This window comes from Nocardioides sp. NPDC057577 (assembly GCF_042801335.1).
Lineage (GTDB): Bacteria > Actinomycetota > Actinomycetes > Propionibacteriales > Nocardioidaceae > Nocardioides.
Genome location: NZ_JBHVGB010000013.1, coordinates 22,561 through 45,624, shown reverse-complemented (window position 1 = coordinate 45,624; position 23,064 = coordinate 22,561). Strand labels below are relative to the sequence as shown.

25 protein-coding genes are annotated in these 23,064 nt (G+C 69.9%); 9 read left to right on the top strand and 16 right to left on the bottom strand.

The features are described 5' to 3' along the window. Position 1 precedes the first annotated feature (1 nt). Entirely contained in the window at positions 2–865 is an 864-nt protein-coding gene (locus ACFU7D_RS04660) for an Fpg/Nei family DNA glycosylase (protein ID WP_378863937.1), read from the bottom strand. A 205-nt stretch (positions 866–1,070) separates the two neighbouring features. On the opposite strand from ACFU7D_RS04660, the gene ACFU7D_RS04655 reads away from it, so the two are divergent. The 5 genes from ACFU7D_RS04655 (at position 1,071) to ACFU7D_RS04635 (ending at position 4,169) form a co-directional block, all read left to right on the top strand. Continuing rightward, the gene (locus ACFU7D_RS04655) at positions 1,071–2,267 is read left to right on the top strand and encodes an AAA family ATPase (protein ID WP_378727347.1); all 1,197 of its coding nucleotides are present in this window, start codon (positions 1,071–1,073) and stop codon (positions 2,265–2,267) included. Positions 2,268–2,381: 114 nt separating this feature from the next. Then, entirely contained in the window at positions 2,382–2,549 is a 168-nt protein-coding gene (locus tag ACFU7D_RS04650) for a hypothetical protein (protein WP_378727348.1), read from the top strand. Beyond that, positions 2,546–2,962: a hypothetical protein gene (locus tag ACFU7D_RS04645; RefSeq protein ID WP_378863934.1), complete on the top strand. Its 417-nt coding sequence runs from the start codon at positions 2,546–2,548 to the stop codon at positions 2,960–2,962. The genes ACFU7D_RS04650 and ACFU7D_RS04645 overlap by 4 nt, the downstream gene beginning before the upstream one ends. 78 nt (positions 2,963–3,040) lie before the next feature. Continuing rightward, the gene (locus ACFU7D_RS04640; protein ID WP_378727351.1) at positions 3,041–3,385 is read left to right on the top strand and encodes a VOC family protein; all 345 of its coding nucleotides are present in this window, start codon (positions 3,041–3,043) and stop codon (positions 3,383–3,385) included. Positions 3,386–3,416: 31 nt separating this feature from the next. Beyond that, positions 3,417–4,169, top strand: a complete 753-nt coding sequence (locus ACFU7D_RS04635) for a hypothetical protein (RefSeq protein ID WP_378727352.1) — start codon at positions 3,417–3,419, stop codon at positions 4,167–4,169. On the opposite strand, the gene ACFU7D_RS04630 is transcribed toward ACFU7D_RS04635, so the two are convergent. The 9 genes from ACFU7D_RS04630 to ACFU7D_RS04590 are packed head-to-tail and all read right to left on the bottom strand — an operon-like array spanning position 4,129 to position 13,760. Beyond that, the gene (locus ACFU7D_RS04630; RefSeq protein ID WP_378863931.1) at positions 4,129–5,313 is read right to left on the bottom strand and encodes an acyl-CoA dehydrogenase family protein; all 1,185 of its coding nucleotides are present in this window, start codon (positions 5,311–5,313) and stop codon (positions 4,129–4,131) included. The two genes, ACFU7D_RS04635 and ACFU7D_RS04630, sit on opposite strands and share 41 nt — an antisense overlap. Before the next feature lie 20 nt (positions 5,314–5,333). Continuing rightward, positions 5,334–6,485, bottom strand: coding sequence for an acyl-CoA dehydrogenase family protein (locus tag ACFU7D_RS04625; protein ID WP_378863928.1), 1,152 nt, complete (start codon positions 6,483–6,485; stop codon positions 5,334–5,336). Further along, positions 6,485–7,384, bottom strand: coding sequence for a 3-hydroxyacyl-CoA dehydrogenase family protein (locus ACFU7D_RS04620; protein ID WP_378863925.1), 900 nt, complete (start codon positions 7,382–7,384; stop codon positions 6,485–6,487). Before ACFU7D_RS04620 ends, ACFU7D_RS04625 begins: the two co-directional genes overlap by 1 nt. Further along, positions 7,381–8,160: an enoyl-CoA hydratase/isomerase family protein gene (locus tag ACFU7D_RS04615; protein WP_378863923.1), complete on the bottom strand. Its 780-nt coding sequence runs from the start codon at positions 8,158–8,160 to the stop codon at positions 7,381–7,383. Before ACFU7D_RS04615 ends, ACFU7D_RS04620 begins: the two co-directional genes overlap by 4 nt. Continuing rightward, positions 8,157–9,359 carry a 3-oxoadipyl-CoA thiolase gene (gene pcaF / locus ACFU7D_RS04610; protein WP_378863920.1) on the bottom strand — a complete coding sequence of 401 codons (1,203 nt, stop codon included), beginning with the start codon at positions 9,357–9,359 and terminating at the stop codon, positions 8,157–8,159. Before pcaF ends, ACFU7D_RS04615 begins: the two co-directional genes overlap by 4 nt. After that, positions 9,356–10,996, bottom strand: a complete 1,641-nt coding sequence (locus tag ACFU7D_RS04605; RefSeq protein ID WP_378863917.1) for an AMP-binding protein — start codon at positions 10,994–10,996, stop codon at positions 9,356–9,358. Before ACFU7D_RS04605 ends, pcaF begins: the two co-directional genes overlap by 4 nt. Before the next feature lie 24 nt (positions 10,997–11,020). After that, positions 11,021–11,761, bottom strand: a complete 741-nt coding sequence (locus tag ACFU7D_RS04600) for an SDR family NAD(P)-dependent oxidoreductase (RefSeq protein ID WP_378727357.1) — start codon at positions 11,759–11,761, stop codon at positions 11,021–11,023. Between the two features lie 24 nt (positions 11,762–11,785). Next, positions 11,786–12,934, bottom strand: coding sequence for an acyl-CoA dehydrogenase family protein (locus tag ACFU7D_RS04595; protein WP_378863915.1), 1,149 nt, complete (start codon positions 12,932–12,934; stop codon positions 11,786–11,788). A gap of 28 nt (positions 12,935–12,962) precedes the next feature. Then, entirely contained in the window at positions 12,963–13,760 is a 798-nt protein-coding gene (locus ACFU7D_RS04590) for an enoyl-CoA hydratase-related protein (protein WP_378863912.1), read from the bottom strand. A 131-nt stretch (positions 13,761–13,891) separates the two neighbouring features. On the opposite strand from ACFU7D_RS04590, the gene ACFU7D_RS04585 reads away from it, so the two are divergent. The 3 genes from ACFU7D_RS04585 to ACFU7D_RS04575 all read left to right on the top strand — a co-directional run bounded on the left by ACFU7D_RS04585 (position 13,892) and on the right by ACFU7D_RS04575 (position 16,870). Beyond that, positions 13,892–14,563 (top strand): TetR/AcrR family transcriptional regulator, encoded by a 672-nt coding sequence (locus tag ACFU7D_RS04585; RefSeq protein ID WP_378863909.1) that lies wholly within the window; start codon positions 13,892–13,894, stop codon positions 14,561–14,563. 65 nt (positions 14,564–14,628) lie between these two features. Continuing rightward, positions 14,629–16,353, top strand: a complete 1,725-nt coding sequence (poxB, locus tag ACFU7D_RS04580; protein ID WP_378863906.1) for a ubiquinone-dependent pyruvate dehydrogenase — start codon at positions 14,629–14,631, stop codon at positions 16,351–16,353. Between the two features lie 79 nt (positions 16,354–16,432). Further along, positions 16,433–16,870 (top strand): hypothetical protein, encoded by a 438-nt coding sequence (locus tag ACFU7D_RS04575; protein ID WP_378863903.1) that lies wholly within the window; start codon positions 16,433–16,435, stop codon positions 16,868–16,870. 49 nt (positions 16,871–16,919) lie between these two features. On the opposite strand, the gene ACFU7D_RS04570 is transcribed toward ACFU7D_RS04575, so the two are convergent. Together ACFU7D_RS04570 and ACFU7D_RS04565 are read right to left on the bottom strand one after the other, a co-directional pair. After that, positions 16,920–18,374: a dihydrolipoyl dehydrogenase family protein gene (locus ACFU7D_RS04570; RefSeq protein ID WP_378863900.1), complete on the bottom strand. Its 1,455-nt coding sequence runs from the start codon at positions 18,372–18,374 to the stop codon at positions 16,920–16,922. A gap of 1 nt (position 18,375) precedes the next feature. After that, positions 18,376–18,948: a hypothetical protein gene (locus tag ACFU7D_RS04565; protein ID WP_378863897.1), complete on the bottom strand. Its 573-nt coding sequence runs from the start codon at positions 18,946–18,948 to the stop codon at positions 18,376–18,378. Between the two features lie 141 nt (positions 18,949–19,089). On the opposite strand from ACFU7D_RS04565, the gene ACFU7D_RS04560 reads away from it, so the two are divergent. After that, positions 19,090–19,665: a TetR/AcrR family transcriptional regulator gene (locus ACFU7D_RS04560; protein ID WP_378863894.1), complete on the top strand. Its 576-nt coding sequence runs from the start codon at positions 19,090–19,092 to the stop codon at positions 19,663–19,665. Here the strand turns inward: ACFU7D_RS04560 and ACFU7D_RS04555 are convergent. From ACFU7D_RS04555 to ACFU7D_RS04540, 4 genes are read right to left on the bottom strand one after another with little or no spacing between them, the layout of a single operon-like run. Then, positions 19,658–20,584 (bottom strand): ABC transporter substrate-binding protein, encoded by a 927-nt coding sequence (locus ACFU7D_RS04555; RefSeq protein ID WP_378727365.1) that lies wholly within the window; start codon positions 20,582–20,584, stop codon positions 19,658–19,660. The genes ACFU7D_RS04560 and ACFU7D_RS04555 overlap by 8 nt on opposite strands. A 27-nt stretch (positions 20,585–20,611) precedes the next feature. Continuing rightward, positions 20,612–21,325, bottom strand: a complete 714-nt coding sequence (locus ACFU7D_RS04550; protein WP_378863891.1) for an ABC transporter permease — start codon at positions 21,323–21,325, stop codon at positions 20,612–20,614. Further along, positions 21,322–21,978: an ABC transporter permease gene (locus tag ACFU7D_RS04545; RefSeq protein ID WP_378863888.1), complete on the bottom strand. Its 657-nt coding sequence runs from the start codon at positions 21,976–21,978 to the stop codon at positions 21,322–21,324. The genes ACFU7D_RS04550 and ACFU7D_RS04545 overlap by 4 nt, the downstream gene beginning before the upstream one ends. Continuing rightward, on the bottom strand, positions 21,975–23,048 hold the full coding sequence (locus tag ACFU7D_RS04540) for an ABC transporter ATP-binding protein (RefSeq protein ID WP_378863985.1): 1,074 nt from the start codon (positions 23,046–23,048) through the stop codon (positions 21,975–21,977). The genes ACFU7D_RS04545 and ACFU7D_RS04540 overlap by 4 nt, the downstream gene beginning before the upstream one ends. Positions 23,049–23,064: the final 16 nt, after the last annotated feature.

Genomic DNA, 23,064 nt, shown 5'->3' with positions numbered 1-23,064 from the left:
CCTACTTGAGAAGCCGGGACATCCGCCGATCGGCGAGCGGCTTCCCGCCGGTCTGACAGGTCGGGCAGTACTGCAGGCTCGAGTCGGCGAAACTGACCTCGAGGACCGTGTCTCCGCAGGCCGGACACTTCTTGCCGGCCTTGCCGTGCACGGCGAGGTTGGTCTTCTTCTCGCCCTTGAGCTCGCTCATCGCCAGCCCGGAGTCGCGCTGGACGGCCTCCTCGAGCGTCGTCCGCAGCGCGGCGTAGAGGTTCTCGGACTCCTCCTCGGTCATCTCGGCGGGTTTGAAGGGCGACATCTTCGCCGCCCACAGGATCTCGTCGGAGTAGGCGTTGCCGATGCCCGCGATGATCGACTGCATCCGCAGCACGCCCTTGATCTGCTTACGGCCTTGACCTGCGAGGATCTCGCGGAACCTGGCCAGCGTGAAGTCGTCGGCGAGGGGGTCGGGGCCGAGCGAGGCGACGCCGGGGACGTCCTGCGGGTCGTGGACGACGTAGAGCGCGAGGCGCTTCTTGGTGCCGCCCTCGGTGATGTCCAGCCCGGTGTCGTCGTCGAGCACGATCCGGATCGCCAGCCCCGACTTCGACCCCGGGCGGGGTGGCGCCGCCGGGATCTCGTCGCGCCACCTGATCCAGCCGCCGCGGGCCAGGTGCAGCAGCAGATGGATGCCGCTGGCCTCGATGTCGATGAACTTGCCGTGGCGGGTCACGTTGTCGACGAGCGTGCCCTCGACCGCGGTCAGCGGCGGATCGTACGTCTTCAGGGCGCTGAACTGCGGGACGTGCACCTTCGTGATCGCACGACCGTCGAGGCGCCCGCGCAGATCCTCGGCGAGCGCTTCCACCTCGGGGAGTTCCGGCATGTTCGCGAGTCTAGGTCTTCGAGGTTGCACCGGGGGAGAGAATGCCGCTATCATCGAACACACGTTCGAGACTAGCGATCGATCGGGCTGTCTGCGCCTTTCTAGGATTGATCTTAGAAAGATGAATAGAGACCTACGCTCGTGAAAGATGTGGCTCGCTAGCGAAATCTAAGACGCGTCCTAGAGATGTGGATATCGTCTGATCATGGACCCGATCCGCAATCCGTACGCTCCCGGCGCCGGTCAGCGGCCCCCTGAGCTCGCCGGCCGCAACGAGCAGCTCGGGCAGTTCGATGTGGTGCTGGAGCGGGTGGCGCGCGGTCGCCCGGAGCGGTCGCTGGTGCTCACCGGGCTCCGTGGGGTCGGCAAGACCGTCCTGCTCAACACGCTGCGGTCCGCGGCGGTCCGCAAGGGGTGGGGCACCGGGAAGATGGAGGCGCGCCCCGACCAGTCGTTGCGCCGGCCGCTGTCGAGCGCCCTGCATCAGGCCGTGCGCGAGCTCGGTCATCCGAGCTCCGACGACGTCGACCACGTGCTCGGCGTCATCCGCTCCTTCGCCCAGCGAGAGGCCGGTCCCAACGCCAAGCTGCGCGAGCAGTGGTCACCCGGCATCGAGGCGCCGGCGGTGCGGGGCCGGGCCGACTCCGGTGACATAGAGATCGACCTGGTCGAGCTGCTCACCGACGTCGGCGGGCTCGCTGCCGATGTCGGCAAGGGCGTCGGCGTCTTCATCGACGAGATGCAGGACCTCGGCCCCGACGACGTCTCGGCGATGTGCGCGGCCTGCCACGAGATCAGCCAGTCGGGACTGCCGGTGATCGTCGTCGGCGCCGGCCTGCCGCATCTGCCGGCAGTGCTCTCGGCGAGCAAGTCCTACTCCGAGCGGCTCTTCTCCTACCAGCGCATCGACCGTCTGCAGCGTGACGCCGCCGACCGCGCCCTCGCCGCCCCCGCCGGCGAGGAGGAGGCCGAGTTCGAGCCCGCCGCCCTGGCGGAGATGTACGCCGCCACCGGCGGTTACCCCTACTTCATCCAGGCCTACGGCAAGACCGTGTGGGACCAGGCACCGCGCTCGCCGATCACCCTGGAGGATGTGAAGGTCGCGGCCCCCGAGGCCGAGCGCGAGCTGGCGGTCGGCTTCTTCGGCTCGCGCTACGAGCGCGCCACCCCCGCGGAGCGGGACTATCTGCGGGCGATGGCCGACGCCGCCGTCGAGCTCGGCGCCGACGACATCGGCACCGTCGCCACCGCGGATGTCGCCGCCTTCCTCAACAAGAAGCCGCAGTCGCTCTCCCCGGCGCGCGACGCGCTGATGAAGAAGGGCCTGATCTACTCCGGCGAACGCGGCCGGATCGCGTTCACCGTCCCCCACTTCGGTCGCTACCTGCGCCAGCAGGGCTGAGGGACCACCGTCCCGGCGTACGGGCAGTTCGGCCCTCACCGGCGCGACGACGGTGCCTCTAGCGTCGTGAGCAGGCGCAGTCGTGGGGACGCGCGGCGGAAGGTGGGATCGCCGATGACGATCGTCTGGTTCATCATCTGGCTCATCGCGAACAACGTGGGGGCCGACGAGCCGCTCCTGTTCGACCCGGTCAACGTCTGGACCGGCACGCTGATCCTGGCGATCGCGCTGGACCTCGCCGGCTCGCACGCGGCGACGGTCTCGTCGAGGCGCGACCAGTGAGCACTGCGGGTGCCGGCGCGATCGCCCCGGTGCCCGCGTGGCGACGTACGGTCGGGGTCCTCTCCGCGCTGACCGGCGCCGCCGCTGCGGTCGGATCGGTCCAGCTGCTCACCGGCACCTTCGCCCCGCCGGTCAGCGACCTGGAGGCACTGGGTCTGGAGTCGTGGGCGCTGCCCGCGCTGTGGCTGGCCGGAACCGTCGCGGTTCCCTGCGCGGCTACGGCCGTCCTGGCATGGCGGCGATCGCGGTGGATGGGTGCCGCGGCGGTCGCGGCCGGGTCCCTGCTCCTCGTCGAGCTCGCGGTCCAGCTGCCCTTCGTGGGCCTCGATCCGCTGCAAGGTGTCATGGCTGTCGTCGCGGGCTCCCTGGTGTGCCTGGGGTGGTCGAGTGCCCGCCGGGCGCAGGACCAATGACCGGCCGGTGCGGACCTTCTCCCCTGCGACCGTTCCAGCGTCTCGTCGGATGCTCGAAGGAGACGGAAGGAGACGGTGATGGCACATCCTGTGGTGCACTTCGAGATCGCCGGGCCGGACGGGAAGGGGCTCGTCGAGTTCTACCGCGACCTGTTCGGCTGGGATATCAAGGAGTCCGGGCCCGACTACTGGCTGGTGGCGCCCCCGGATGGCGGCATCGGAGGCGGCGTCATGCAGACCCGCGACGAGATGCCCTCCTACCTCACGGTGTACGCCTCGACCGACGACCTCGAGGGCAGCCTCCGTCGCGTCGGCGAGCTGGGCGGCGAGACCGTCGTACCGCCCACCGAGATCCCCGACGTCGGGTTCTTCGCGATGTTCCGCGACCCCGGCGGCAACGTCATCGGACTGTTCCGTGAGTGACCCGGCGGGGCGGCCGCGCGAGGCGGGCCCCATGACGAGCGAGCGACCTGAGGAGCCCCGTCCGACCCGGAGCCGCTGGACGGCCGGGCGGGTCATCGCCGTCGTGGCCGGCAGCGTCCTCCTGGTGATCTCGTTCGGCTTCATCGCCGGCGGAGCTGCGCTCACGGTGGCCTCGATCCTGCGCGACTCCGACGGCTATCTGATGACCGACGTGGTGGCGATCTCCACTCCTGGTCACGCGATCACCTCCGAGTCGATCTCCGTCGAGACCGGCCCCGGGGTGGATGTCCCCGAGCGACTGATCGGGGATACGAGGCTGGTCGTCACCTCGGCCGACGAGCGGCCGCTCTTCGTGGGCATCGGGCGGTCCGAGGACATCGCCGCGTACCTCGACGGTGTCCGGCACTCGACGATCGACGGCTTCGACGGCCGGACCCCGACCTACGACACGGCGTCCGGAGCCGCCCCGGCGACCCTCCCCGCGGACGCTGGGATCTGGGTCGCCTCGACGACCGGCACCGGGCCCCGGACCCTCACCTGGGACGTCGAGTCGGGTGAGTGGACCATCGTGGTGATGAACGCCGACGGCAGTGCCCCGGTGACCGCCGTCGCAGCCGTCGGGGCGACCGTTCCGGCGCTGGGCACCGCGATCGGTGTGCTGCTCGGCGTCGGTGGCGTACTCCTGCTGGTGGCACTCGCCCTGCTGATCGGTGGGCTGCTGTCGGCGAGCCGGGCGGAGCCCGCTAGCGATAGGCAGCCTGTCCGGTCAGCGCCTGGCCGATGATCAGCTGGTGCACCTCGCTGGTGCCCTCGTAGGTGAGCACCGACTCGAGGTTGTTGGCGTGGCGCATGATCGGGAACTCCAGCGTGATGCCGGCGGCCCCGAGGATGGTGCGGCACTCCCGCGCGATCGCGATCGCCTCGCGGACGTTGTTGAGCTTGCCGAGCGAGATCTGCTCCGGCCGTAGCAGTCCCTCGTCCTTGAGTCGTCCGAGCTGGACGGCGAGCAGCATGCCCTTGCCGAGCTCGAGGGCCATGTCGGCGAGCTTGGTCTGGGTGATCTGGTACGCCGAGAGCGGCTTGTCGAAGATGTCGCGGCCGGCCGCGTAGTCGATCGCCGTCTCGAGGCAGTCGCGGGCAGCACCCAGTGCGCCGAAGACGATGCCGAAGCGGGCCTCGTTGAGGCAGGAGAGCGGACCCCTCAGGCCCCTGACCTCCGGGAAGGCGGCGGAGGCGGGGAGGCGTACGTCGTCGAGCACCAGCTCGCTGGTCACCGAAGCACGCAGCGAGAGCTTGTGCTTGATCGCGGGCGCGGAGAAACCGGGGGTGTCGGTGGGGACGACGAAGCCGCGGACGCCCTTGCCGTCGTCGCCCTCGTCGGTCTGGGCCCAGACCACGGCGACGTCGGCGACGGAGCCGTTGGTGATCCACATCTTGTTGCCGGTCAGGATCCAGTCGCCGCCAGCGTCGCGGCGGGCGCGGGTGCGCATGCCGGCGGGGTTGGAGCCGAAGTCGGGCTCGGTGAGCCCGAAGCAGCCGATCGCCTCCCCGGCGGCCATCCGCGGCAGCCACTCCTGCTTCTGCTCCTCGCTGCCCCACTTCCAGATGGCGTACATCGCCAGGGAGCCCTGGACCGAGACCAGCGAGCGCAGCCCGGAGTCTCCGGCCTCGAGCTCGAGACAGGCCAGGCCGTACGCCGTCGCGGAGGTCCCGGCGCAGCCGTAGCCCTCCAGGTGCATGCCGAGGACGCCGAGGCTGCCGAGCTCCTTGGCCAGCTCCTTGGCGGGGATCTGGCCGGTCTCGTACCAGTCGGCGACATGGGGTTTCACCGATTTGTCGACATAGGCGCGGACGGTGTCGCGGATCGCCCGGTCCTCCTCGGTGAGGAGGTGGTCGATCGAGAACAGGTCGAACGGGGTCTGGGCCATGACAGGCCCTCCTTTCGGGGTCAGACGAACGCGTTGATGCCGGTCTCGGCGCGGCCGATGAGGAGCTTCTGGATCTGGCTGGTGCCCTCGTAGAGGGTCATGACGCGGGCGTCGCGCATGTATTTCTGGACGGGGTACTCGTCGACGTACCCGTAGCCGCCGAAGGCCTGGATCGCCAGGTTCGCCGCCTTGACCGCGGCCTCGGAGGCGAACAGCTTGGCCTTGCACGCCTCGGTGCCGAACGGCTCGCCGGCCTCGATGAGCGTGGCCGCACGCCAGGTGAGCAGCCGCGCGGCATCGGCGTCGACCGAGATCTCCGCGATCATGTCCTGGATCAGCTGGTAGGAGGCGATCGGCTTGCCGAACTGACGGCGCTGGGTCGTGTAGTCGACCACCGCCTCCAGGCAGCCCTGGATGATCCCGGTGCAGCCTGCGCCGACCGAGACCCGGCCCTTGTCGAGCGAGGTCATCGCGAACCTGAAGCCGTCCCCCTCGGCACCGACGATCGCGTCCGCCGGGACACGGACGTCGTCGAAGCTCAGCTCGGCGGTGGCCTGGCCGCGCAGGCCGAGCTTGCCGTGGATCTCGGTGCGTCCGAAGCCGGGAGCGTCGGTGGGCACGAGGAAGGCCGAGATGCCCCGGGCTCCCTCGCCTCCGGTGCGGGCGAAGACCATGCACACGTCGGCCCAGGTGCCGTTGGTGATGAAGATCTTCGACCCGTTGATGACCCAGTCGCTGCCGTCGCGCACGGCCCGGGTCTTCAGGCCCGAGGGGTCGGAGCCGTTGTCGGGCTCGGTGAGACCGAAGCAGCCCAGCTGGGCGCCGGTCGCGATGCCCGGGAGCCACTGCTGTTTCTGCTCCTCCGAGCCGTGGTCGAGCAGGACCTTGCCGAACAGGCCCATCGAGACCGACACGATGCCGCGGATCGAGGAGTCGGCGCGGCCGAGCTCCTCCATGCCGAGGCAGTAGGTGATGTAGTCGCCGCCGACGCCTCCGTACTCCTCCGGGATGGTGAGCCCGAAGAAGCCGAGCTCGCCGAGCTTGGGGACGATCGCGAGGTCGACGGCCTCGCGGCGGTCCCACTCTGCACGGAACGGCACGACCTCCTTGTCGAGGAAGTCGCGCGCCATCTTCTTGAACGCCAGCTGCTCCTCGGTGAGCGTGAGATCCATCAGTCCTGTCCCTTCAGGTCGGCGGTGCCGGTGCGGTTGCCCGCCTCGTCGTAGGTGTAGAAGCCGCGGCCGCTCTTGCGGCCGAGGTGGCCCTGATCGACCAGCCGGGTGACGGTCGCGGAGGGCGCGTCGGCCGGGTCGCCGGTCTCCTCGAAGCGGGCGCTCTTGGTGAGGTGGCCGATGTCGATGCCGGTGAGGTCCATCAGCTCGAAGGGCCCCATCGGGTAGCCCAGCGCGGTCCGCGCGGCGGTGTCGATCGCCTCGACCCCGGCGTAGCCGCCCTCGAGGAGGCCGATCGCCTCGTCGCGTACGGCCCCGAGGAGACGGTTGGCGACGAAGCCCGGGATCTCGTTGTCGAGCACCACCGAGGTCTTGCCGAGACGTTTCACGAACTCCAGCGCTTCCTCGACGGTGACGTCCGCGGTCTGCGGCCCGCGCACCACCTCCACGCAGGCCATCACCAGGGCGGGGTTGAAGAAGTGCATGTTGAGGAACCGGTCCGCGCGGGCGGTGGCGGAAGCCATCGAGGACGGTACGAAGCTGGAGGAGTTGCTGGCCAGCAGCGTCCGTGCGGGGCAGAGCCCGTCCAGTCGCGCGAAGAACGCCCGCTTGAGCGGGAGCCGCTCCACGATCGCCTCGATCACCAGGTCGACGTCGGCGGTCTCCTCGGTCAGGTCCGTGGTGAGGGCCAGGCGGCCGAGGGCAGCCTCGACCTCCTCGGCGGGCCGGCGGCCCTTGGCGACCTGGCGGTCGAGCCGCGTGCGGAGGTCGGCGAGCGCACGGTCGAGCGCGCCCCGGTCGATGTCGTAGAGGGTGACCTCGCACCCGGCGAGCGCGGCGACCATCGCGATCTGCGATCCCATGGCCCCGGAGCCCGCGACGAGAACCTTCTCGATCATCGTCCGCTCCACTCCGGCGCCCGCTTGGCCAGGAAGGCCTCCGCTCCCTCACGCTTGTCGTCGGTCGTGTAGAGCAGCGACTGGGCCAGCTGCTCCACGACGAGTCCGGTACGCCGGTCGGCATCCATCCCGGTGCGGATGACCGTCTTCGCCAGCCGGACCGCCAGCGGCCCCTTGGCCAGGATCGACCGCGCCACCTCGTGTGCCGTCGGGAGCAGGGCATCGGGGTCGGTGACACGCGTGACCAGGCCCGCGGCGAGCGCGTCCTGCGCGCCGAGCATGTCGCCGGTCAGGATCAGGTCGATCGCGCGGCCGACCCCGACGAGCCGGGCGAGCCGCTGCGTGCCGCCGGCACCGGGCAGGACCGACAGGTTGGTCTCGGGGAGGCCGAACCGCGCGGTGTCGGCCGCGATCCGGATGTCGCACGCCATCGCGAGCTCGCAGCCTCCGCCGAGGGCGTACCCGTTGACCGCGGCGATGGTGGGCTTCTCGTACGTCTCGACCTCGTCGTAGAGCCGCTGCATCGAGGACACCAGGCCGGTGTGCAGGTCGTAGTTCTGCAGCTGGCCGATGTCCGCACCCGCGGCGAAGGCCTTCTCCCCGGCGCCGGTCAGCACCACGGCGCCGACGGTGTCGTCGTTGCGACAGGCGTCGAGGGCGGCGCGCAGGTCGGTCTGGACCCGGGCGTTGATCGCGTTGCGGACCTCGGGCCGGTTGAGCGTGATCACCGCGACGCGGTCGCTGACCTCGACGAGGAGGGTCTCGTAGGTCGTCATGGGGTCTCCAGGAGTAGTGAGATGCCCTGGCCGACGCCGATGCACATGGTGGCGACGGCGCGGCGGGCGCTGCGTACGGACAGCTCGATGGCGGCGGTGAGGGCGAGCCGGCCCCCGCTGGCGCCGAGCGGGTGGCCGAGCGCGATCGCGCCGCCGTTGGGGTTGACGTGGTCGGCGTCGTCGGGGAGCCCGAGCTCGCGGGTCACCGCGAGCGCCTGCGCGGCGAAGGCCTCGTTGAGCTCGATCACGTCGACGTCGCCGAGCGTGAGCCCGGCACGGTCGAGGAGCTTGCGGGTGGCCGGGACCGGGCCGATACCCATGATCCGGGGCGGTACGCCGGCGACGGCTGCTCCGCTCACCCGGGCCAGCGGGGTGAGACCGTAGGTGGAGACGGCCCGCTCGGAGGCCAGCAGCACGACGGCGGCCCCGTCGTTGACGCCCGAGGAGTTTCCCGCGGTGATCGAACCGTTCTCGACGATCGGCCGCAACGCGCCGAGCTTCTCGAAGGTCGTCGAGCGCGGGTGCTCGTCGGCGTCGACGATGACCGGGTCGCCGCTGCCGCGAATCGGCACCGGGACCGGGGTGATCTCTCGTGCCAGCCGTCCGTCTGCGATCGCCTTCGCGGCCCGCTCCTGGGAACGGAGCGCGAACGCGTCCTGGTCGGCCCGGCTGATCTCGCGCTCGGTGGCGAGGTTCTGAGCGGTCTGCGGCATCGCCTCGGTGCCGTAGGCGGCTGCCATGGCGGGGTTCACGAACCGCCACCCGATGGTGGTGTCGTGCACGTCGTTGCTGCGTGACCACGCTCCGGCGGCCTTCGGCATCACCCACGGGGCCCGGGTCATCGACTCCACCCCGCCGGCGACCACCAGATCGGCCTCGCCGGCCCGGATCATCCGGGCGCCCTGCGCGACCGAGTCCAGGCCCGAACCGCACAACCGGTTGACCGTGCCTCCCGGCACGTCGACCGGGAGGCCGGCGAGCAGCCCGGCCATCCGGGCGACGTTGCGGTTGTCCTCGCCGGCCTGGTTGGCGCAACCGAGGAGCACGTCGTCCAGGCGCGCCCAGTCGACCGTGGCGTACCGGTCGACCAGGTGGCCGATCACATGGGCGGCGAGGTCGTCCGGCCGGACCGCGGCCAGCGCGCCGGCGTACCGCCCGAAGGGAGTACGAAGCCCGTCGACCAGATAGGCGGTGCTCATCCCGCACCACCCGTGTGGTCGGAGACCTGCTCGCGCAGCTGGAACTTCTGGATCTTGCCGCTCGGGGTCTTGGGGAAGTCGTCGAGCACGACCAGCTTCTCGGGCCAGTACTGCTTGGCCACGCCCTTCTCGGCGAGGAACGCCTGCATCTTCTCCATCCCGAAGCCGTTGTGCCCGTTGCCGAGGACGACACAGGCGCACGCCCGCTCCTGAAGCCGCGGGTCGGGGATCGCGACGACGGCGACCGCGTCGATGTCCGGGTGCTCGTAGAGGACGTTCTCGATGTAGGCGACCGGGATGTTCTCCCCGCCGCGGATGATCACGTCCTTCGTACGACCAGAGATCCGGAGGTAGCCGTCGGGGTCGACGTAGGCCAGGTCGCCGGTGTCGAACCAGTCGCCCCGGTCGTCGTCCGCCGGTCGCAGCTGCTCGCGAGTGAGCTCGAGCCGATCGGCGTACCCCACGAAGAGGAAGGGTCCGCGGACCTGCAGGGCACCCTCCTCGCCGGCCGGCAGCTCCTCTCCGGAGGTCACGTCGACCACCCGGATCTCCATCCCGGGCCACGGGAAGCCGTCGGTCTCGACGATCTTCTCCTCGGGGTCGCCCGGGATGCCGATGGTGACCAGGCCCTCCTCGGACTGACCCCAACCGCCGACCACGACCAGGCCGGGCAGCTTCTGCTTGGCCTCACGGACCATCGCCCGCGGGATCGGAGCGCCCATGCAGCAGAAGCGCTCCAGCGAGCCGGTGTCGTGATCTGTCAGGTTGGCCGCGGTGATCAGGTCGTGCAGGAACGGCGTCGCGGCCGAGGTGTAGCTGATCCGGTGCTTCGCGATCAGCTCGACGAAGGCCTGCGGGTCCCAGACGTCCTGGAGTACGCAGGTGGCGCCGTTCTGCACGTTCAGCCGGGCGCCGTACAGGAAGCCGGTCAGGTGGGCCAGGGTCGAGGCCATGTGGAGCACGCTGTCGGCGGTGATGCCGAGCCGCTCCGGCAGCGGGTCGTTGGCCGCCACCATGGTGTTGTGCGTGTGCATCACGCCCTTCGGTTCCCCGGTGGTGCCCGAGGTGAAGATCAGCAGCGTGACGTCGTTGGGGTCGGGTCGCAGCTCGTCGAGGACCCGCGGATCCTGGTCGTCGCCCGCTGCCGCCAGGTCGGTCCAGGACCGCTCGCCGACCACGACCACCTCGGGATCGAAGTCCCACTCGCCGCGCAGCCGCTCGATCATCTCGGGATAGCGGAATCCGCGGAACTCGGTGGGAACCACGATCAGCTTCGACTTCGCCAGACCGACCATGAAGCCGACCTCGCGCTCCCGGTAGATCGGGATCAGCGGGTTGCTGACCGCGCCGACCCGGGTCGCGGCGTAGTGGACCACGATCCACTCGATCCAGTTGGGCAGCTGGAAGGAGACGACGTCGCCCGGGCCGATGCCCTTGGCCCGCAGGCCCAGCGCCACCCGGTCGACGTCGGCCGCGAGCTCGGCGAAGGTGACCTGACGACGGCTGTCGACGAAGGCGACCTTCTCCGGGGTGGTGGCGGCCGCCTCGGCGAGGAAGTCGGTGATGACCTTGTCGCGCCAGTGTCCGGCGCGGGTCTCCCGAGCGATCCGCTCGGGCGACAGCAGTGTCTCGAACATGTCCGGTTCCCGTTCCTGAGCCGGTCAGCTCATGGTGAGGCCGCCGCTGACGCTGACGGTCTGGCCGGTGATGAAGGAGGCCTCGTCGGAGGCGAGGAAGGCGATCGCGTTGGCGAGGTCCTCGGGCTGGCCGAGGCGGCGCAGCGGGATCGCCTTCTGCAGCGCCTCACGCAGCTTGTCGCCGCCCATCGAGGCGAACAGGGCGGTGTCGGTCGGTCCCGGGCAGACGCAGTTCACGTTGACCTTGGCGCGGGCCATCTCGCGGGCCATCGCCTTGGTGAACGCGATGACGCCGCCCTTGGCGGCCGAGTAGACGGCCTCGCCGGAGGAGCCGACCCGGCCGGCGTCGGAGCCGAGGTTGACCACCTTCCCGAAGCCCTGCTCCGCCATGATCGGCAGCACCTTCTTGGAGGTGTTGAGCACGCCGTAGAGGTTGATCTGGATGATCCGGTCCCAGGTCTCCGGCTCGGAGTCCACGAACGGCTCGCCCTTGTCCCAGCCCGCGTTGTTCACGAGTACGTCGATCCGACCGAGCTCGGCGAGGACCTGGTCCACCATCGCGTCCACCGAGTCGCGGTCGGTGACGTCGGTGCGGATGCCGATGGCGCCGTTCCCGAGGGCCGACGCGGTCTGCTTCGCGGTCTCCTCGTTGATGTCGGTGACGACGACCGTCGCCCCCTCCGCGCTGAGCTTGGCGGCGACGCCGGCGCCGATGCCCTGCCCGGCGCCGGTGACGATCGCGATCTTGTTGTCGAGCTTTCCCATGGTGTAGTCCCTTCGAGTGCGGGCTCAGGGCGCGTACGCGCGGCCGAGCAGGTTGCGGGAGATGACGAGCTTGGAGACCTGGGCGGTGCCGTCACCGATCTCCAGGCCGATGACGTCGCGCAGGCGCTGGCCGACCTTGTGCTCGGTCGAGTAGCCGATGTGTCCGAGGGTCAGCAGGCACTGATGGATGACATCGGTCGCGAGCTTGGGGGCCCAGAACTTCGCCATCGCGGCCTCGGCGCTGTGGTCGAGGTCGTTGTCCTTGCGCCAGAGCGCCTCGTAGCAGATGTGACGGGCCCCTGCGACGTACGTCGCCTGCTCGGCGAGCGGGAACGAGACGCCCTGGAAGGTGCCGATCGGCTTCCCGAACGCGACCCGGTCGCGCGACCACTGCAGGGCCTCGTCGAGGCTCTGCTGGGCGGCGCCCAGGCAGAGCAGCCCGATGATCGCCCGCGAGTAGTCGAAGCCCTGCATGACGGAGACGAACCCGCCGCCCTCCTCGCCGATCAGGTCGGCACGGGTGACCCGGACCCCGTCGAAGTGGATCGAGGCCCGGCCGATGGCGCGGCTGCCCAGGTCGTCGAACGCGGTCCGGGAGATGCCGGGGCCGGACATGTCGACCCAGAAGGCGCTGACCCCGCGGGCTCCGTCTCCTCCGGTGCGCGCCAGCACCACGGCGCCGTCGGCGGCCATGCCCAGCGTGATCGAGGTCTTCTCGCCGTTGAGCACCCAGGCATCGGGCCCGTCCGGAACGGCCTTGAGCCCGAGACTTGCTGCGTCCGTACCGGCCCCCGGCTCGGTGATCATGATGCAGGGCACGCTCTCGCCGGACGCGATGCCCGGCAGCCACGCCTGCTTCTGCTCCTCGGTGCAGTTGCGCACCAGGATGTCGCTGATCAGCGCGGTGTTGATGATCAGGTAGCCGGCGTTGAAGTCGGCCCGGCCGACCTCCTCCGCGGTGATGCCCGCGATGACCGCGGTGGCGTCCTGGCCGCCGTACTCCTCCGGGATCCGCAGGCTGGTCAGACCCATCTGGGCCATGTCCAGGGCCTGCTGACGACGGAAGACCGCCGCCTTGTCATCGTCTTGATAGTGCGGCGCGAGGACCTTCTCGGCCCACCGGTGCACCTCGACACGGAAGGCTTCTTCGTCCTCGTCGAACCCGTAGTGCATGGTCTCTTCCTTCGCTCGCGGCGGCGGCTCAGTGCCAGTTGACGTGCGGGGCGAAGTCGGGCGTGCGCTTCTCGGCGAACGCGGTCGCGCCCTCCATGCCCTCGGGCGAGACGCCGAAGATGTCGAGCGCGCTCATCGCCAGGTTCGACAGCCCGGCCTGGTGGTCGGTGTCGGCGTTGAAGGACTGCTTCAGGAAGCGGATCGCGGTCGGGCTGAGCGCCGAGACCTCCTCGCACCAGGACTTCGCCTCCTTCAGCAGCTCGTCGGCCGGGACGACCTTGTTGACCAGCCCCATGTCGAGGGCCTCCTGCGCGGAGTACTGCCGGCAGAAGAACCAGATCTCGCGGGCCTTCTTCTCGCCCACGACCCGGGAGAGGTACGCCGACCCGAACCCGGCGTCGAAGGAGCCGACGCGGGGGCCGGCCTGGCCGAAGCGCGCGGTCTCGCTGGCGATCGAGACGTCGGCGAGCACCTGCAGGACGTGGCCTCCGCCGATCGCGATGCCGTTGACCGCGGCGATGACCGGCTTGGGGATGTCGCGCATCAGCTTGTGGAGCTCCCCGATCCGGAACCGGCCCAGCTCGGCGGGACCGTAGTCGCCGGTCTCGGCGCGCTGCTTGACGTCGCCGCCGGTGCAGAAGGCCTTCTCGCCCGAACCGGTCAGCACGACGGCTCGTACGTTCTGGTCGGACCAGGCCGCGTTGAAGGCGGCGATGAGCTCGTCGACCGTCTTCGAGCGGAACGCGTTGTAGCGGGCCGGCCGGTTGATCGTGATGATCCCGGCCGCGCCGTCGACCTCGTAGGTGATGTCCTCGAACTGGCTCACGACTGCCTCCACAGCAAAGAGTGAATATTGGTTCAGTGAGAGTGAACGTATATTCATTTTCTGAGATGGTCAACGTCTCGCGAGGAGTTTTTGCCCTAGGATGAATCTCGATTCACCTCAGGAGGAGACCCATGTCAGAGCCCGCCACATCGATCAAGCCGCACGACGCCGCCCGGCAGGCGCTGGTCGAGCACCGCTCCCGCCAGCTGCTCGACGCGGCGGCGCGACTCATGGAGCGCGACGGCTCCGAGGCGGTCTCGATGCAGGCGCTGGCGGCCGAGGCGGGCGTGAGTGTCGGCCTGATCTACCGCTACTTCGGCAGCAAGGACGACGTTCTCCTCGCTGTCATCACCGACGTGCTCGATGCCTTCTCGACCACGGTCCCGGCGGCGGTCGAGGAGGCCGGCGAGGATCCCGTACGCCGCCTGGCGGCAGCCTTCGCGGCCTACTGCCGGGTCATCGACTCCCATCGCCACGCCGCGGTGCTGACCTACCGCGAGTCCAAGTCGCTCGACGAGGCCGGACGCGACCGGATCAAGCGCCTCGAGGTCGAGACCAGCGAGCCGCTGCGCGCCGCGGTGCGTGACGGGGTCGGGGCCGGGAAGCTGGTCGCCGCCGACCCGGACCTGGTCGCCTACAACCTGCTGCTGCTCGCGCACGCATGGGCGCTCAAGCACTGGTACTTCGAGCAGACCAGGACCCTCGACTCCTATATCCGCGACCAGCTCGCCCTCGCTCTACGGGCCATCCTGGCGGACGGTCTGGGCGACGCGTACGCCGATCTTCTCTCCGTCGGTCGCTGAGCCTGCCCGGGTCTGCATGGTCGCCGACCTACGGTGGATGACGTACGCGTCGAGAAGGAGACCGCATGTCGACCATCGCCGAACAGATCGTGTCCACCTTGTCCGCCAGCGGTGTCCGCCGCGTCTACGGGATCCCGGGTGACTCCCTCAACGGGTTCACCGACGCGCTCCGCAAGAACGGGGACATCAGCTGGATCCACGTACGGCACGAGGAGGCTGCCGCGTTCGCGGCGGCCGCCGACGCGGCCACCACGGGTGACCTCGCGGTGGTCGCCGGGAGCTGTGGGCCTGGCAACCTCCACCTGATCAACGGGCTCTTCGACGCCAACCGCTCGCGGGTGCCGGTGCTCGCGATCGCCGCCCACATCCCGACCGCCGAGATCGGCACCGGCTACTTCCAGGAGACGCATCCGCAGGAGCTGTTCCGCGAGTGCTCGGTCTACACCGAGTACGTCGCCCAGCCGAGCCAGATGCCGCACGTGCTCGAGATCGCGATGCGTACGGCGGTCGAGAAGCAGGGGGTGGCGGTGCTGGTGATCCCCGGCGACGTCGCGCTGGCCGAGTCCGTGGTCGAGCGGTCCGTCGAGATCCGTCCGACGCGCTCCCGCGTCATCCCCGAGGAGGACGCGATCAGGCGGGCGGCCGACCTGCTGAACGCGGGTGAGAGCGTTACCATCCTCGCCGGCGCCGGCTGTGCCGGCGCGCACGACGAGGTGGTGGCCCTGGCCGAGACGCTCGGTGCCCCGGTGGTGCACGCCCTTCGCGGGAAGGAGTTCCTGGAGTACGACAACCCCTACGACGTGGGGATGACCGGCCTGCTGGGCTTCGCCTCCGGCTACCGCGCGATGGAGCGGGCCGACACGCTGCTGATGCTCGGCACCGACTTCCCTTATCGGCAGTTCTTCCCGAAGCGCGCGAAGACCATCCAGGTCGACGTACGCGGCGAGCAGCTCGGTCGTCGCCACCCGATCGAGCTCGGGTTGGTGGGGACGGTCAAGGACACGGCCTCGGCGTTGCTGCCGCTGCTCGGCCGCAGTGATGACCGGCGGCACCTGGACGACTCCCTGGACCACTACCGCCGCACCCGGACCAAGCTCGACGAGCTTGCCACCCCGTCGAAGTCGAAGGCGCCGATCCATCCGCAGTACCTCGCTCGGCTGGTCGACCAGAGCGCCGCCGCCGACGCCGTCTTCATCCCCGACGTCGGGTCGCCGGTCGTGTGGGCGGCGCGCTATCTGACCATGAACGGTCGCCGCCGGCTGATCGGCTCCTTCGCCCACGGCTCGATGGCCAACGCGCTGTCGCAGGCGGTCGGCGCCCAGGTCGCCCACCCGGGCCGGCAGATCGTCGCGCTCGCCGGTGACGGCGGGCTCACCATGCTGCTCGGCGAGCTGGTCACCCTCATCCAGAACCGGCTCCCGGTCAAGCTCGTCGTGTTCAACAACTCCTCGTTGAACTTCGTCGAGCTCGAGATGAAGGCTGCCGGCTTCGTCACCTACGGCACCGACCTGGTGAACCCGAACTTCGCCGACGTCGCCAACGCGATGGGCATCTACGCGCGTCGCGTCGAACGCTCCGAAGATCTCCCGGACGCGGTCGCCGACGTCCTCGGCCACGACGGCCCCGCGCTCCTCGACGTCGTCACCGAGCGCCAGGAGCTCTCCATCCCGCCCAACATCACCGCCGAGCAGCTCAAGGGCTTCACCCTCTACGCCCTGCGGTCGGTCATGTCCGGCCGAGGTGACGAGCTGATCGACCTCAGCAAGGCCAACCTCCGCCAGCTGTTCTGACGCCTAGCGATCGTGCTCCGCCCTGATAGTTTTCCCGTCGGCGGGTCGTCTGGTCTGCTGATGAGGCGATGCTGACCTCGTGCCGACGGGCGGCCTGGAGATCGCAGTGCGTGCAGATCCGAACAAGACGACACGCAAGTCGCGGACGGTCTTGGCGTTCGTTGCGCTGTTCGCAATCTCATTCGCGGCCTCCACGGCCATCACCGCATCGTTCAGCGTGGGCGAAATCTCGGGCTTCCCGTTGGCTGCCTTCCTCTTGGCGGCTTCGACGACCCTGACCGGATGGCTGACATTGACGGTGTTCTCGTACTCCGCGGGCTTCGCCGGACGCCGACCAGTTCCGCTGGCAGTCGTTTCCATGGTCGCCGCCTTTGTCGGCGGCGCCGTCTGCATCCTCGCGCTCACCGCCACCGTCGTGACCGGGCACACCTTTGCTGGCCCGATTCTTGCTGTTCAACTCGTTTGGAGCCTCGCGCTCGGCGCGCTCGGGTTTCTGGCTCTGGCGGGCAGCCGTTGATGAATCGGGGAGGGGCCGTCGTATGCAGATCCGGTTCGGCTGATCGTCGCTAGCGGTCGCGTCCCGCGGTCTCGAGCAGGCGGAGCCAGATCTCGCTGATGGTCGGGTAGGCGGGGACTGCGTGCCAGAGGCGGTCCAGCGGGACCTCGCCGACGATCGCGATGGTGGCGGCGTGCAGGAGCTCGGAGATGTCCGGGCCGACCGCGGTGAAGCCGACCAGGATCTTGCGCTCCTCGTCGATGACCATCCGCGCCTGACCGCGGTAGCCGTCCGCGTGCAGCGATGCGCCGGAGACCGAGCCGAGGTCGTAGTCGACGACGCCGACCTCGATGCCGGCCGCCTCGGCCGACTCGGCGGAGTGTCCGACGGCGACGACCTCGGGGTCGGTGAAGATCACCTGGGTGGTGGCGCGCTCGTCGGCGGTGGCGGCGTGACGCCCCCAGGTGCTCAGGTCGGGCTCCTCGCCGCGAGCACGTGCCGCGATCTGGTCGCCCAGCGCGCGGGCCTGGTACTTCCCGTGGTGGGTCAGCAGCGCCCGATGGTTGACGTCACCAGCGGCATAGAGCCAGCCGTCCTCGAGCTGCCCGCTGTCGTCGACCACCGCCAGGGCGTCGTCGACCTTCAGCCAGCTGCCGGGCTCGAGACCGACGTGCTCGAGCCCGAGGTCCTTGGTGTTGGGCACCCGGCCGGTGGCCACGAGGACCTCGTCCGCGGTCACCTCGGTGCCGTCGGAGAGAGTCACCCGCACCTCGCCGCCGTCATCACGCCGGGCCTCGGTCGCACCGGCGTCCAGGTGGAGCGTGACCCCGTACGTCCGGAGCGCATCGGCCACCTGCTCACCCGCGAACTGCTCGACTCCCGGCAGGAGCCGGGTGCGGGAGATCAGCGTCACCTGCGAACCGAGGGCGCTGAAGGCGGTCGCCATCTCGGCGCCGACGACTCCGCCGCCGATGATCGCCAGGCGACCGGGTACGGACGTGGCGCCGGCGGCCTCCCGGTTGGTCCACGGGCCGGCCTCCTCCAGGCCGGGGATCGGCGGGATGAGGGAGGAGCTGCCCGTGGAGACGACCACGGCGTGGCGTGCCTCGAGGTTCGTGGTCGTGCCGTCCTCGGCGGTGACCGTGACAGAACGGGTGCCGGTGATGCGCCCGTGTCCGCGGACCAGGGTGATCCCGGCGCCGGTCAGCCAGTCGACCTGGCCCGAGTCGTTCCAGTCGGAGGCGAAGGAGTTGCGTCGAGCGAACACGGCGGCGGGGTCGAGGGTGCCGGTGACCGCCTTGCCGGCAGCAGGAAGGGCCCGGGCGGCCCGCAGGGCAGCCGCGTCGCGGAGCAGCGCCTTCGTGGGCATGCAGGCCCAGTAGGAGCACTCGCCGCCGACGAGCTCGCTCTCGACGATGGCCGCGGTCAGGCCGCCCTGCACGACGCGGTCGGCGACGTTCTCGCCGGTCGGTCCGGCGCCGATGATGATGACGTCGACGGTCAGGTCTTGGCTGGAGCTCGTCATGTCAGTTGACCTTACCCGCGCGCCGGCGCAGCCGGAGGGCAGAGATCAGGAAGAAGATGCCGCCCAGGGTGGCGTAGCCCGCGAGGCCGGTGAGCGACGCCTTCGGGCCGGCGGCCATCAGGATGAAGCCGGTTCCGGCGAAGGTCGAGATCCCGCCGCTGAGGATCATCGCCCACTGACCACCGAGTCGGTAGCGGCGTACCGCGACGAACAGCTGGACCAGGCCGGCGGTGATCGCCCAGGCGCCCCACACCCGCAGGATCCCCGGGATCCCGGAGGTGGCGGCGACGGCGACGCCGACAGCGGTGAGCAGGCTGAGCGCCATGTTGACGTAGAGCAGGACGCGCGGGCCGTCGGCGCCCGAGGTGCGGTGGTCGACCACCGCGGCCGCCACGTCGAACAGCGGGTAGATCACCAGCAGCGCGATGCTCGCGGCGTTGAGCGTCGTCGCGGTGAGAGCGACCAGGACGGCCCAGACGATCGCGAACCCGAAGCGGAAGAAGTAGAGCTTCGGCAGTGCGTGGGTCGGGGTGCTCAGTGTGCCGGAGTGACCGGTCTCGACGGAGGTGGACATCGGATCCCTTTCTCGGATCAAGCTGGGAGACAGAACGATCGTTCTACCTGAGTCGAGAGTCTGCACCAGCCGATCGACAAATGCAAGACCGATCGTTCTGTCTGCTACCGTCGAGACAACGTAGAACGAGAGGAATGGCGGATGTCTGAGGCCCGGGATCGACTGCTCACCACGGCGAGCCGGCTCTTCTACACCGAGGGTCTGCACTCGGTCGGAGTCGATCGCGTGATCGCCGAGGCGCAGGTCACGCGGGCAACGCTCTATCGGCACTTCCGGAGCAAGGACGACCTCGTCGTGGCGTACCTGACGCAGGCCGACGAGGCGATCCGGGCGCGCGTGGACGGCGCCCGGTCAGAGGTCGAGGACCCCGACGACCTCATCCGGACCGTCGGCCGGTCGATCGCCGCGGACATCCAGAGCGAGGGATTCCGGGGTTGCGCGTTCCTCAACGCCGCGGCCGAGTATCCGGACCCGGCGCACGTGGTCCATCAGGCGGTGCTCGAGCACCGGCAGTGGTTCCTGGCCACGATGACCGAGCTCTTCGCGGCCACCGGGAAGCCTGATTCGGAGTTCGCCGGCCGCCACTTCGTCATGCTGCGAGACGGTGCGATGGCGGCCGGCTGTCTGACCGATCCGGCCCCGGTGGGCGAGACGTTCCTGCGAGGGCTCGAAGGACTTCTCGCCTACCGGAGCAGCCTGGGGTCAGCGCTCAGCTGACGCCGTTGTCGGCGAGGAACTCCTTGGCGACGGTGGCCGGGTCGGCCTTGTCGACCTGGACCTTGGCCAGGGCCTCGGTGAGGTTGGCGGTGGTCAGCGCCTCGGAGACCGCGTTGAGCGCCGTCTCGGCGTCGCTGCTGAGCGCGTCGGAGCGGATCAGCGGGACGACGTTCTGGGAGAGGAAGAGGTTCTTCGGGTCCTCCAGGACGACCCATCCGCTGGTCGGGATCTGGGAGTCGGTGGAGAAGACGTTGGCGACGTCGATGTCGCCCTTCTCCAGCGCGCCCTTGACCAGCGGGCCGCCGGCGTCGAGCGGCTTGAACTCCTTGAAGGTGACCCCGTAGACGTCCGTCAGGCCGACGACGCCCTGGTGGCGCTCCTTGAACTCCGGGCCGGCGCCCAGCGAGAGGTCCTTCGCGACCGGCGCGAGGTCTTCGATGCTGGTCAGCGAGTACTTCGAGGCCGTCTCCTTGGTGACGGTGAGGGTGTCCTTGTCCTCGGCCTCGGACTGCGGCAGGGTCTCGGTTCCCTCCGGCAGGACGTCCTGGAGCGCCTCGTAGACGTCCTCGGGGGCGGAGATGTCGTCGGGCACGCCGTCGGGCTTCAGGTAGGCCAGCAGCGCTCCGTTGTACTCCGGCAGCAGGTCGATGTCGCCGCTCTTGAAGGCCTCCATGTAGACCTCGCGGGACCCGATGTTGGGCTTGGTCTCGACCTTGACGCCCTCGGCCTCGAGAGCCTGGGCGTACATCTCCATGAGCAGCTCGCTCTCGGGGAAGTTGGCCGAGCCGACGACGATCGTGCCGCCGCCCGAGTCGGAGTCCGATCCGGAGTCGAGCGGGTCACCGCCGCAGGCGGTCAGGGTGCCTGCCACGGCGAGCGTCGCGAACAGGTACGCGGTGGTGCGGATTCGGCGGGACATTGAGATACCTCTCGGTTGCTGGATGGGTCAGCCGGCGGGTTCGGGTTGCGGTTCGGGGCGGACGGTGGTCGGACGGTCTCGGGCGCCGCGGCCGTCGACGCCGGGCGAGACGAGGAGCCGCTGCGCACCGGCGAGTGTCAGGTCGACCACCACCGCGAGCACCGCGATCACGATCGCGCCGGCGACCACCTGGTCGTACTGGAGCGTGGCCAGTCCGTCGAAGAGATAGCGACCGAGGCCGCCGAGACCGACGTACGCGGCGATGGTCGCGGTCGAGACCACCTGGAGCGACGCGTTGCGCAGGCCGCCGATGATGATCGGCAGCGCGATCGGGACCTCGACGCGCCAGGCGATCTGGGCCTCGGTCATGCCGACACCTCGCGCCGCGTCGACGGTCTCGTCGGCGACGGACTGGATGCCGGCGTACGTCGTGGCGAGGATGGGTGGGATGGCGAGCACGACCAGCGCGATCGTGACCGGGACCAGGCCGATCCCGACCAGGCCGAGCGCGAGCATGAGCACGCCGAGGGTCGGCAGCGCGCGGCCGGCGTTGCCGAGGTTGATGGCGACGAGCGCGCCGCGGCCGGTGTGGCCGATCAGCAGGCCGATCGGGAACGCGATCACTGCGGCGATGGTCAGGGCGAGAACCGTGTAGCCGAGGTGCTCGAGGATGCGCTGGGGGAATCCGTCGGGGCTGGTCAGCGACCAGTTGGCGGCGTCGAGCAGATAGTCGAGACTCATCGGGCACCCGCTCGCGCCCATGGGGTGATCCCGCGCTGGAAGGCGACGATGAGGAGGTCGGCGACGACCGCGAGGGCGACCGAGAGGACCAGTCCGATGATGATCGGCGGCAGGTAGAAGCCGAGCTGGAACCCTCGGGTGAAGAGCTGCCCGAGGCCGCCGATGCCGATCAGGGCCGCGATGCTGACCATGCTCACGTTGGCCACCGTCGCCACCCGCAGACCCGTCAGGATCACCGGCATCGCCAGCGGCAGCTGGACCGTGAACCAGCGGCGTAGGGGCCGATAGCCCATCGCGGTGGCGGCCTGCAGCACGGTGGTGTCGACCGCGTCGAGACCGTCGGCGGTCGTGCGGACGAGCAGGGCGAGCGAGTAGAGGGTGAGCGCGATGACCACGTTGACCGGATCGAGGACGCTGGTGCCGAGGATGCCCGGGAGCAGCAGGAGCAGGGCCAGCGACGGGACGGTGTAGATCACGCTGCCGGCGGTGAGCGCGATGTGGCGCGCCGGGACGTAGCGATGGACCAGGGCGCCGAGCGGCAGCGCGAGGAAGAAGGCGATCGCCACCGGCAGGAGCGCGAGCCAGATGTGCTGGACGAGCGCGGTGAGGACGTCGTCGCCGTTGGTCTGGAGGTAGCGCCAGATGTCGCTCACCCGGCCTCCTCCGTGGCCGGCGCGGACGTGGCCAGGGCCGTCAGCCGCTCCCGCTGCTGGGAACGTACGCTGCCGGCCAGGTCCTCGAGCAGGACCAGGCCGTCGGCGCGACCCTCGGCGTCGACCCGGATCGCGGCGCCGGCGGGCGAGAGGATGACCAGGTCGGTGACCGTACGCAGGTTGGCGCCGTCGCTGAAAGTGCCTTCGGTCGGGAGGAGCCCGTCGGGACCGCGCCAGCCCAGCGGTCGGCCGTCGTGGTCGACCTCGAGGGCGAGCCCGTCGACGCCGTGGTCGATGGGCGTGAGCGCGACCGAGCTCCCGTCGGCGAAGCCGAGGCCCCGGAAGCCGCGGTCGCGACCGACGAGCGAGGCGACGAAGTCGTCGGCAGGGGCGGCGAGGAGATCGGCGGGCGCGGCGAACTGGGCCAGGCGGGCGCGTTGGGCGAAGACGGCGACCTTGTCGCCGAGCCGGATCGCCTCGTCGATGTCGTGGGTGACCAGGACGATCGTCTTGCCGAGCTCGCCCTGGAGCCGGAGCAGCTCCTGCTGGAGGTCGTCGCGTACGACCGGGTCGACGGCCGAGAACGGCTCGTCCATGAGCAGCACCGGCGGGTCGGCCGCGAGCGCCCGGGCGACGCCGACGCGCTGCTGCTGTCCTCCCGAGAGCTGGGCCGGGTAGCGCTCGCCGAGGTCGGCTGCGAGCCCGACGCGCTCGAGCAGGTCGAGGGCGCTCGTGCGGGCCTCTCGACGCGAGATGCCCTGCAGGATCGGGACGGTCGCGACGTTGTCGAGGACCGTGCGGTGCGGGAAGAGCCCGGCGCCCTGGATCACGTAGCCGATCTCGCGCCGCAGCTGTGCCTCCGGGCGGCTGGTGACGTCGTCACCGTCGATCAGGATCCGGCCGGAGCTCGGCTCGATCATCCGGTTGATCATCCGCAGTGCGGTCGTCTTGCCACATCCCGAAGGCCCGACGAGCACGGTGATCTGCCCGGTGTCGACCGTCAGGGAGAGGTCTTCCACCGCAACGGTGCCGTCCGGATAGCGCTTGGTCACGCCCTCGAACTCGATCACAGCCACCGCTCCTGTC

Coding starts and splice junctions, on each gene's coding strand:
- ACFU7D_RS04625 (WP_378863928.1), bottom strand. CDS start 6,485: ATGGATCTCACGCTCACCGAGGAGCAGCTGGCGTTCAAGAAGATGGCG.
- poxB (WP_378863906.1), top strand. CDS start 14,629: ATGTCGACCATCGCCGAACAGATCGTGTCCACCTTGTCCGCCAGCGGT.
- ACFU7D_RS04605 (WP_378863917.1), bottom strand. CDS start 10,996: ATGTTCGAGACACTGCTGTCGCCCGAGCGGATCGCTCGGGAGACCCGC.
- ACFU7D_RS04550 (WP_378863891.1), bottom strand. CDS start 21,325: ATGAGTCTCGACTATCTGCTCGACGCCGCCAACTGGTCGCTGACCAGC.
- ACFU7D_RS04565 (WP_378863897.1), bottom strand. CDS start 18,948: ATGTCCACCTCCGTCGAGACCGGTCACTCCGGCACACTGAGCACCCCG.
- ACFU7D_RS04560 (WP_378863894.1), top strand. CDS start 19,090: ATGTCTGAGGCCCGGGATCGACTGCTCACCACGGCGAGCCGGCTCTTC.
- ACFU7D_RS04600 (WP_378727357.1), bottom strand. CDS start 11,761: ATGGGAAAGCTCGACAACAAGATCGCGATCGTCACCGGCGCCGGGCAG.
- ACFU7D_RS04640 (WP_378727351.1), top strand. CDS start 3,041: ATGGCACATCCTGTGGTGCACTTCGAGATCGCCGGGCCGGACGGGAAG.
- ACFU7D_RS04585 (WP_378863909.1), top strand. CDS start 13,892: ATGTCAGAGCCCGCCACATCGATCAAGCCGCACGACGCCGCCCGGCAG.
- ACFU7D_RS04630 (WP_378863931.1), bottom strand. CDS start 5,313: ATGGCCCAGACCCCGTTCGACCTGTTCTCGATCGACCACCTCCTCACC.
- ACFU7D_RS04650 (WP_378727348.1), top strand. CDS start 2,382: ATGACGATCGTCTGGTTCATCATCTGGCTCATCGCGAACAACGTGGGG.
- ACFU7D_RS04635 (WP_378727352.1), top strand. CDS start 3,417: ATGACGAGCGAGCGACCTGAGGAGCCCCGTCCGACCCGGAGCCGCTGG.
- ACFU7D_RS04655 (WP_378727347.1), top strand. CDS start 1,071: ATGGACCCGATCCGCAATCCGTACGCTCCCGGCGCCGGTCAGCGGCCC.
- pcaF (WP_378863920.1), bottom strand. CDS start 9,359: ATGAGCACCGCCTATCTGGTCGACGGGCTTCGTACTCCCTTCGGGCGG.
- ACFU7D_RS04620 (WP_378863925.1), bottom strand. CDS start 7,384: ATGATCGAGAAGGTTCTCGTCGCGGGCTCCGGGGCCATGGGATCGCAG.
- ACFU7D_RS04595 (WP_378863915.1), bottom strand. CDS start 12,934: ATGCACTACGGGTTCGACGAGGACGAAGAAGCCTTCCGTGTCGAGGTG.
- ACFU7D_RS04555 (WP_378727365.1), bottom strand. CDS start 20,584: ATGTCCCGCCGAATCCGCACCACCGCGTACCTGTTCGCGACGCTCGCC.
- ACFU7D_RS04615 (WP_378863923.1), bottom strand. CDS start 8,160: ATGACGACCTACGAGACCCTCCTCGTCGAGGTCAGCGACCGCGTCGCG.
- ACFU7D_RS04570 (WP_378863900.1), bottom strand. CDS start 18,374: ATGACGAGCTCCAGCCAAGACCTGACCGTCGACGTCATCATCATCGGC.
- ACFU7D_RS04660 (WP_378863937.1), bottom strand. CDS start 865: ATGCCGGAACTCCCCGAGGTGGAAGCGCTCGCCGAGGATCTGCGCGGG.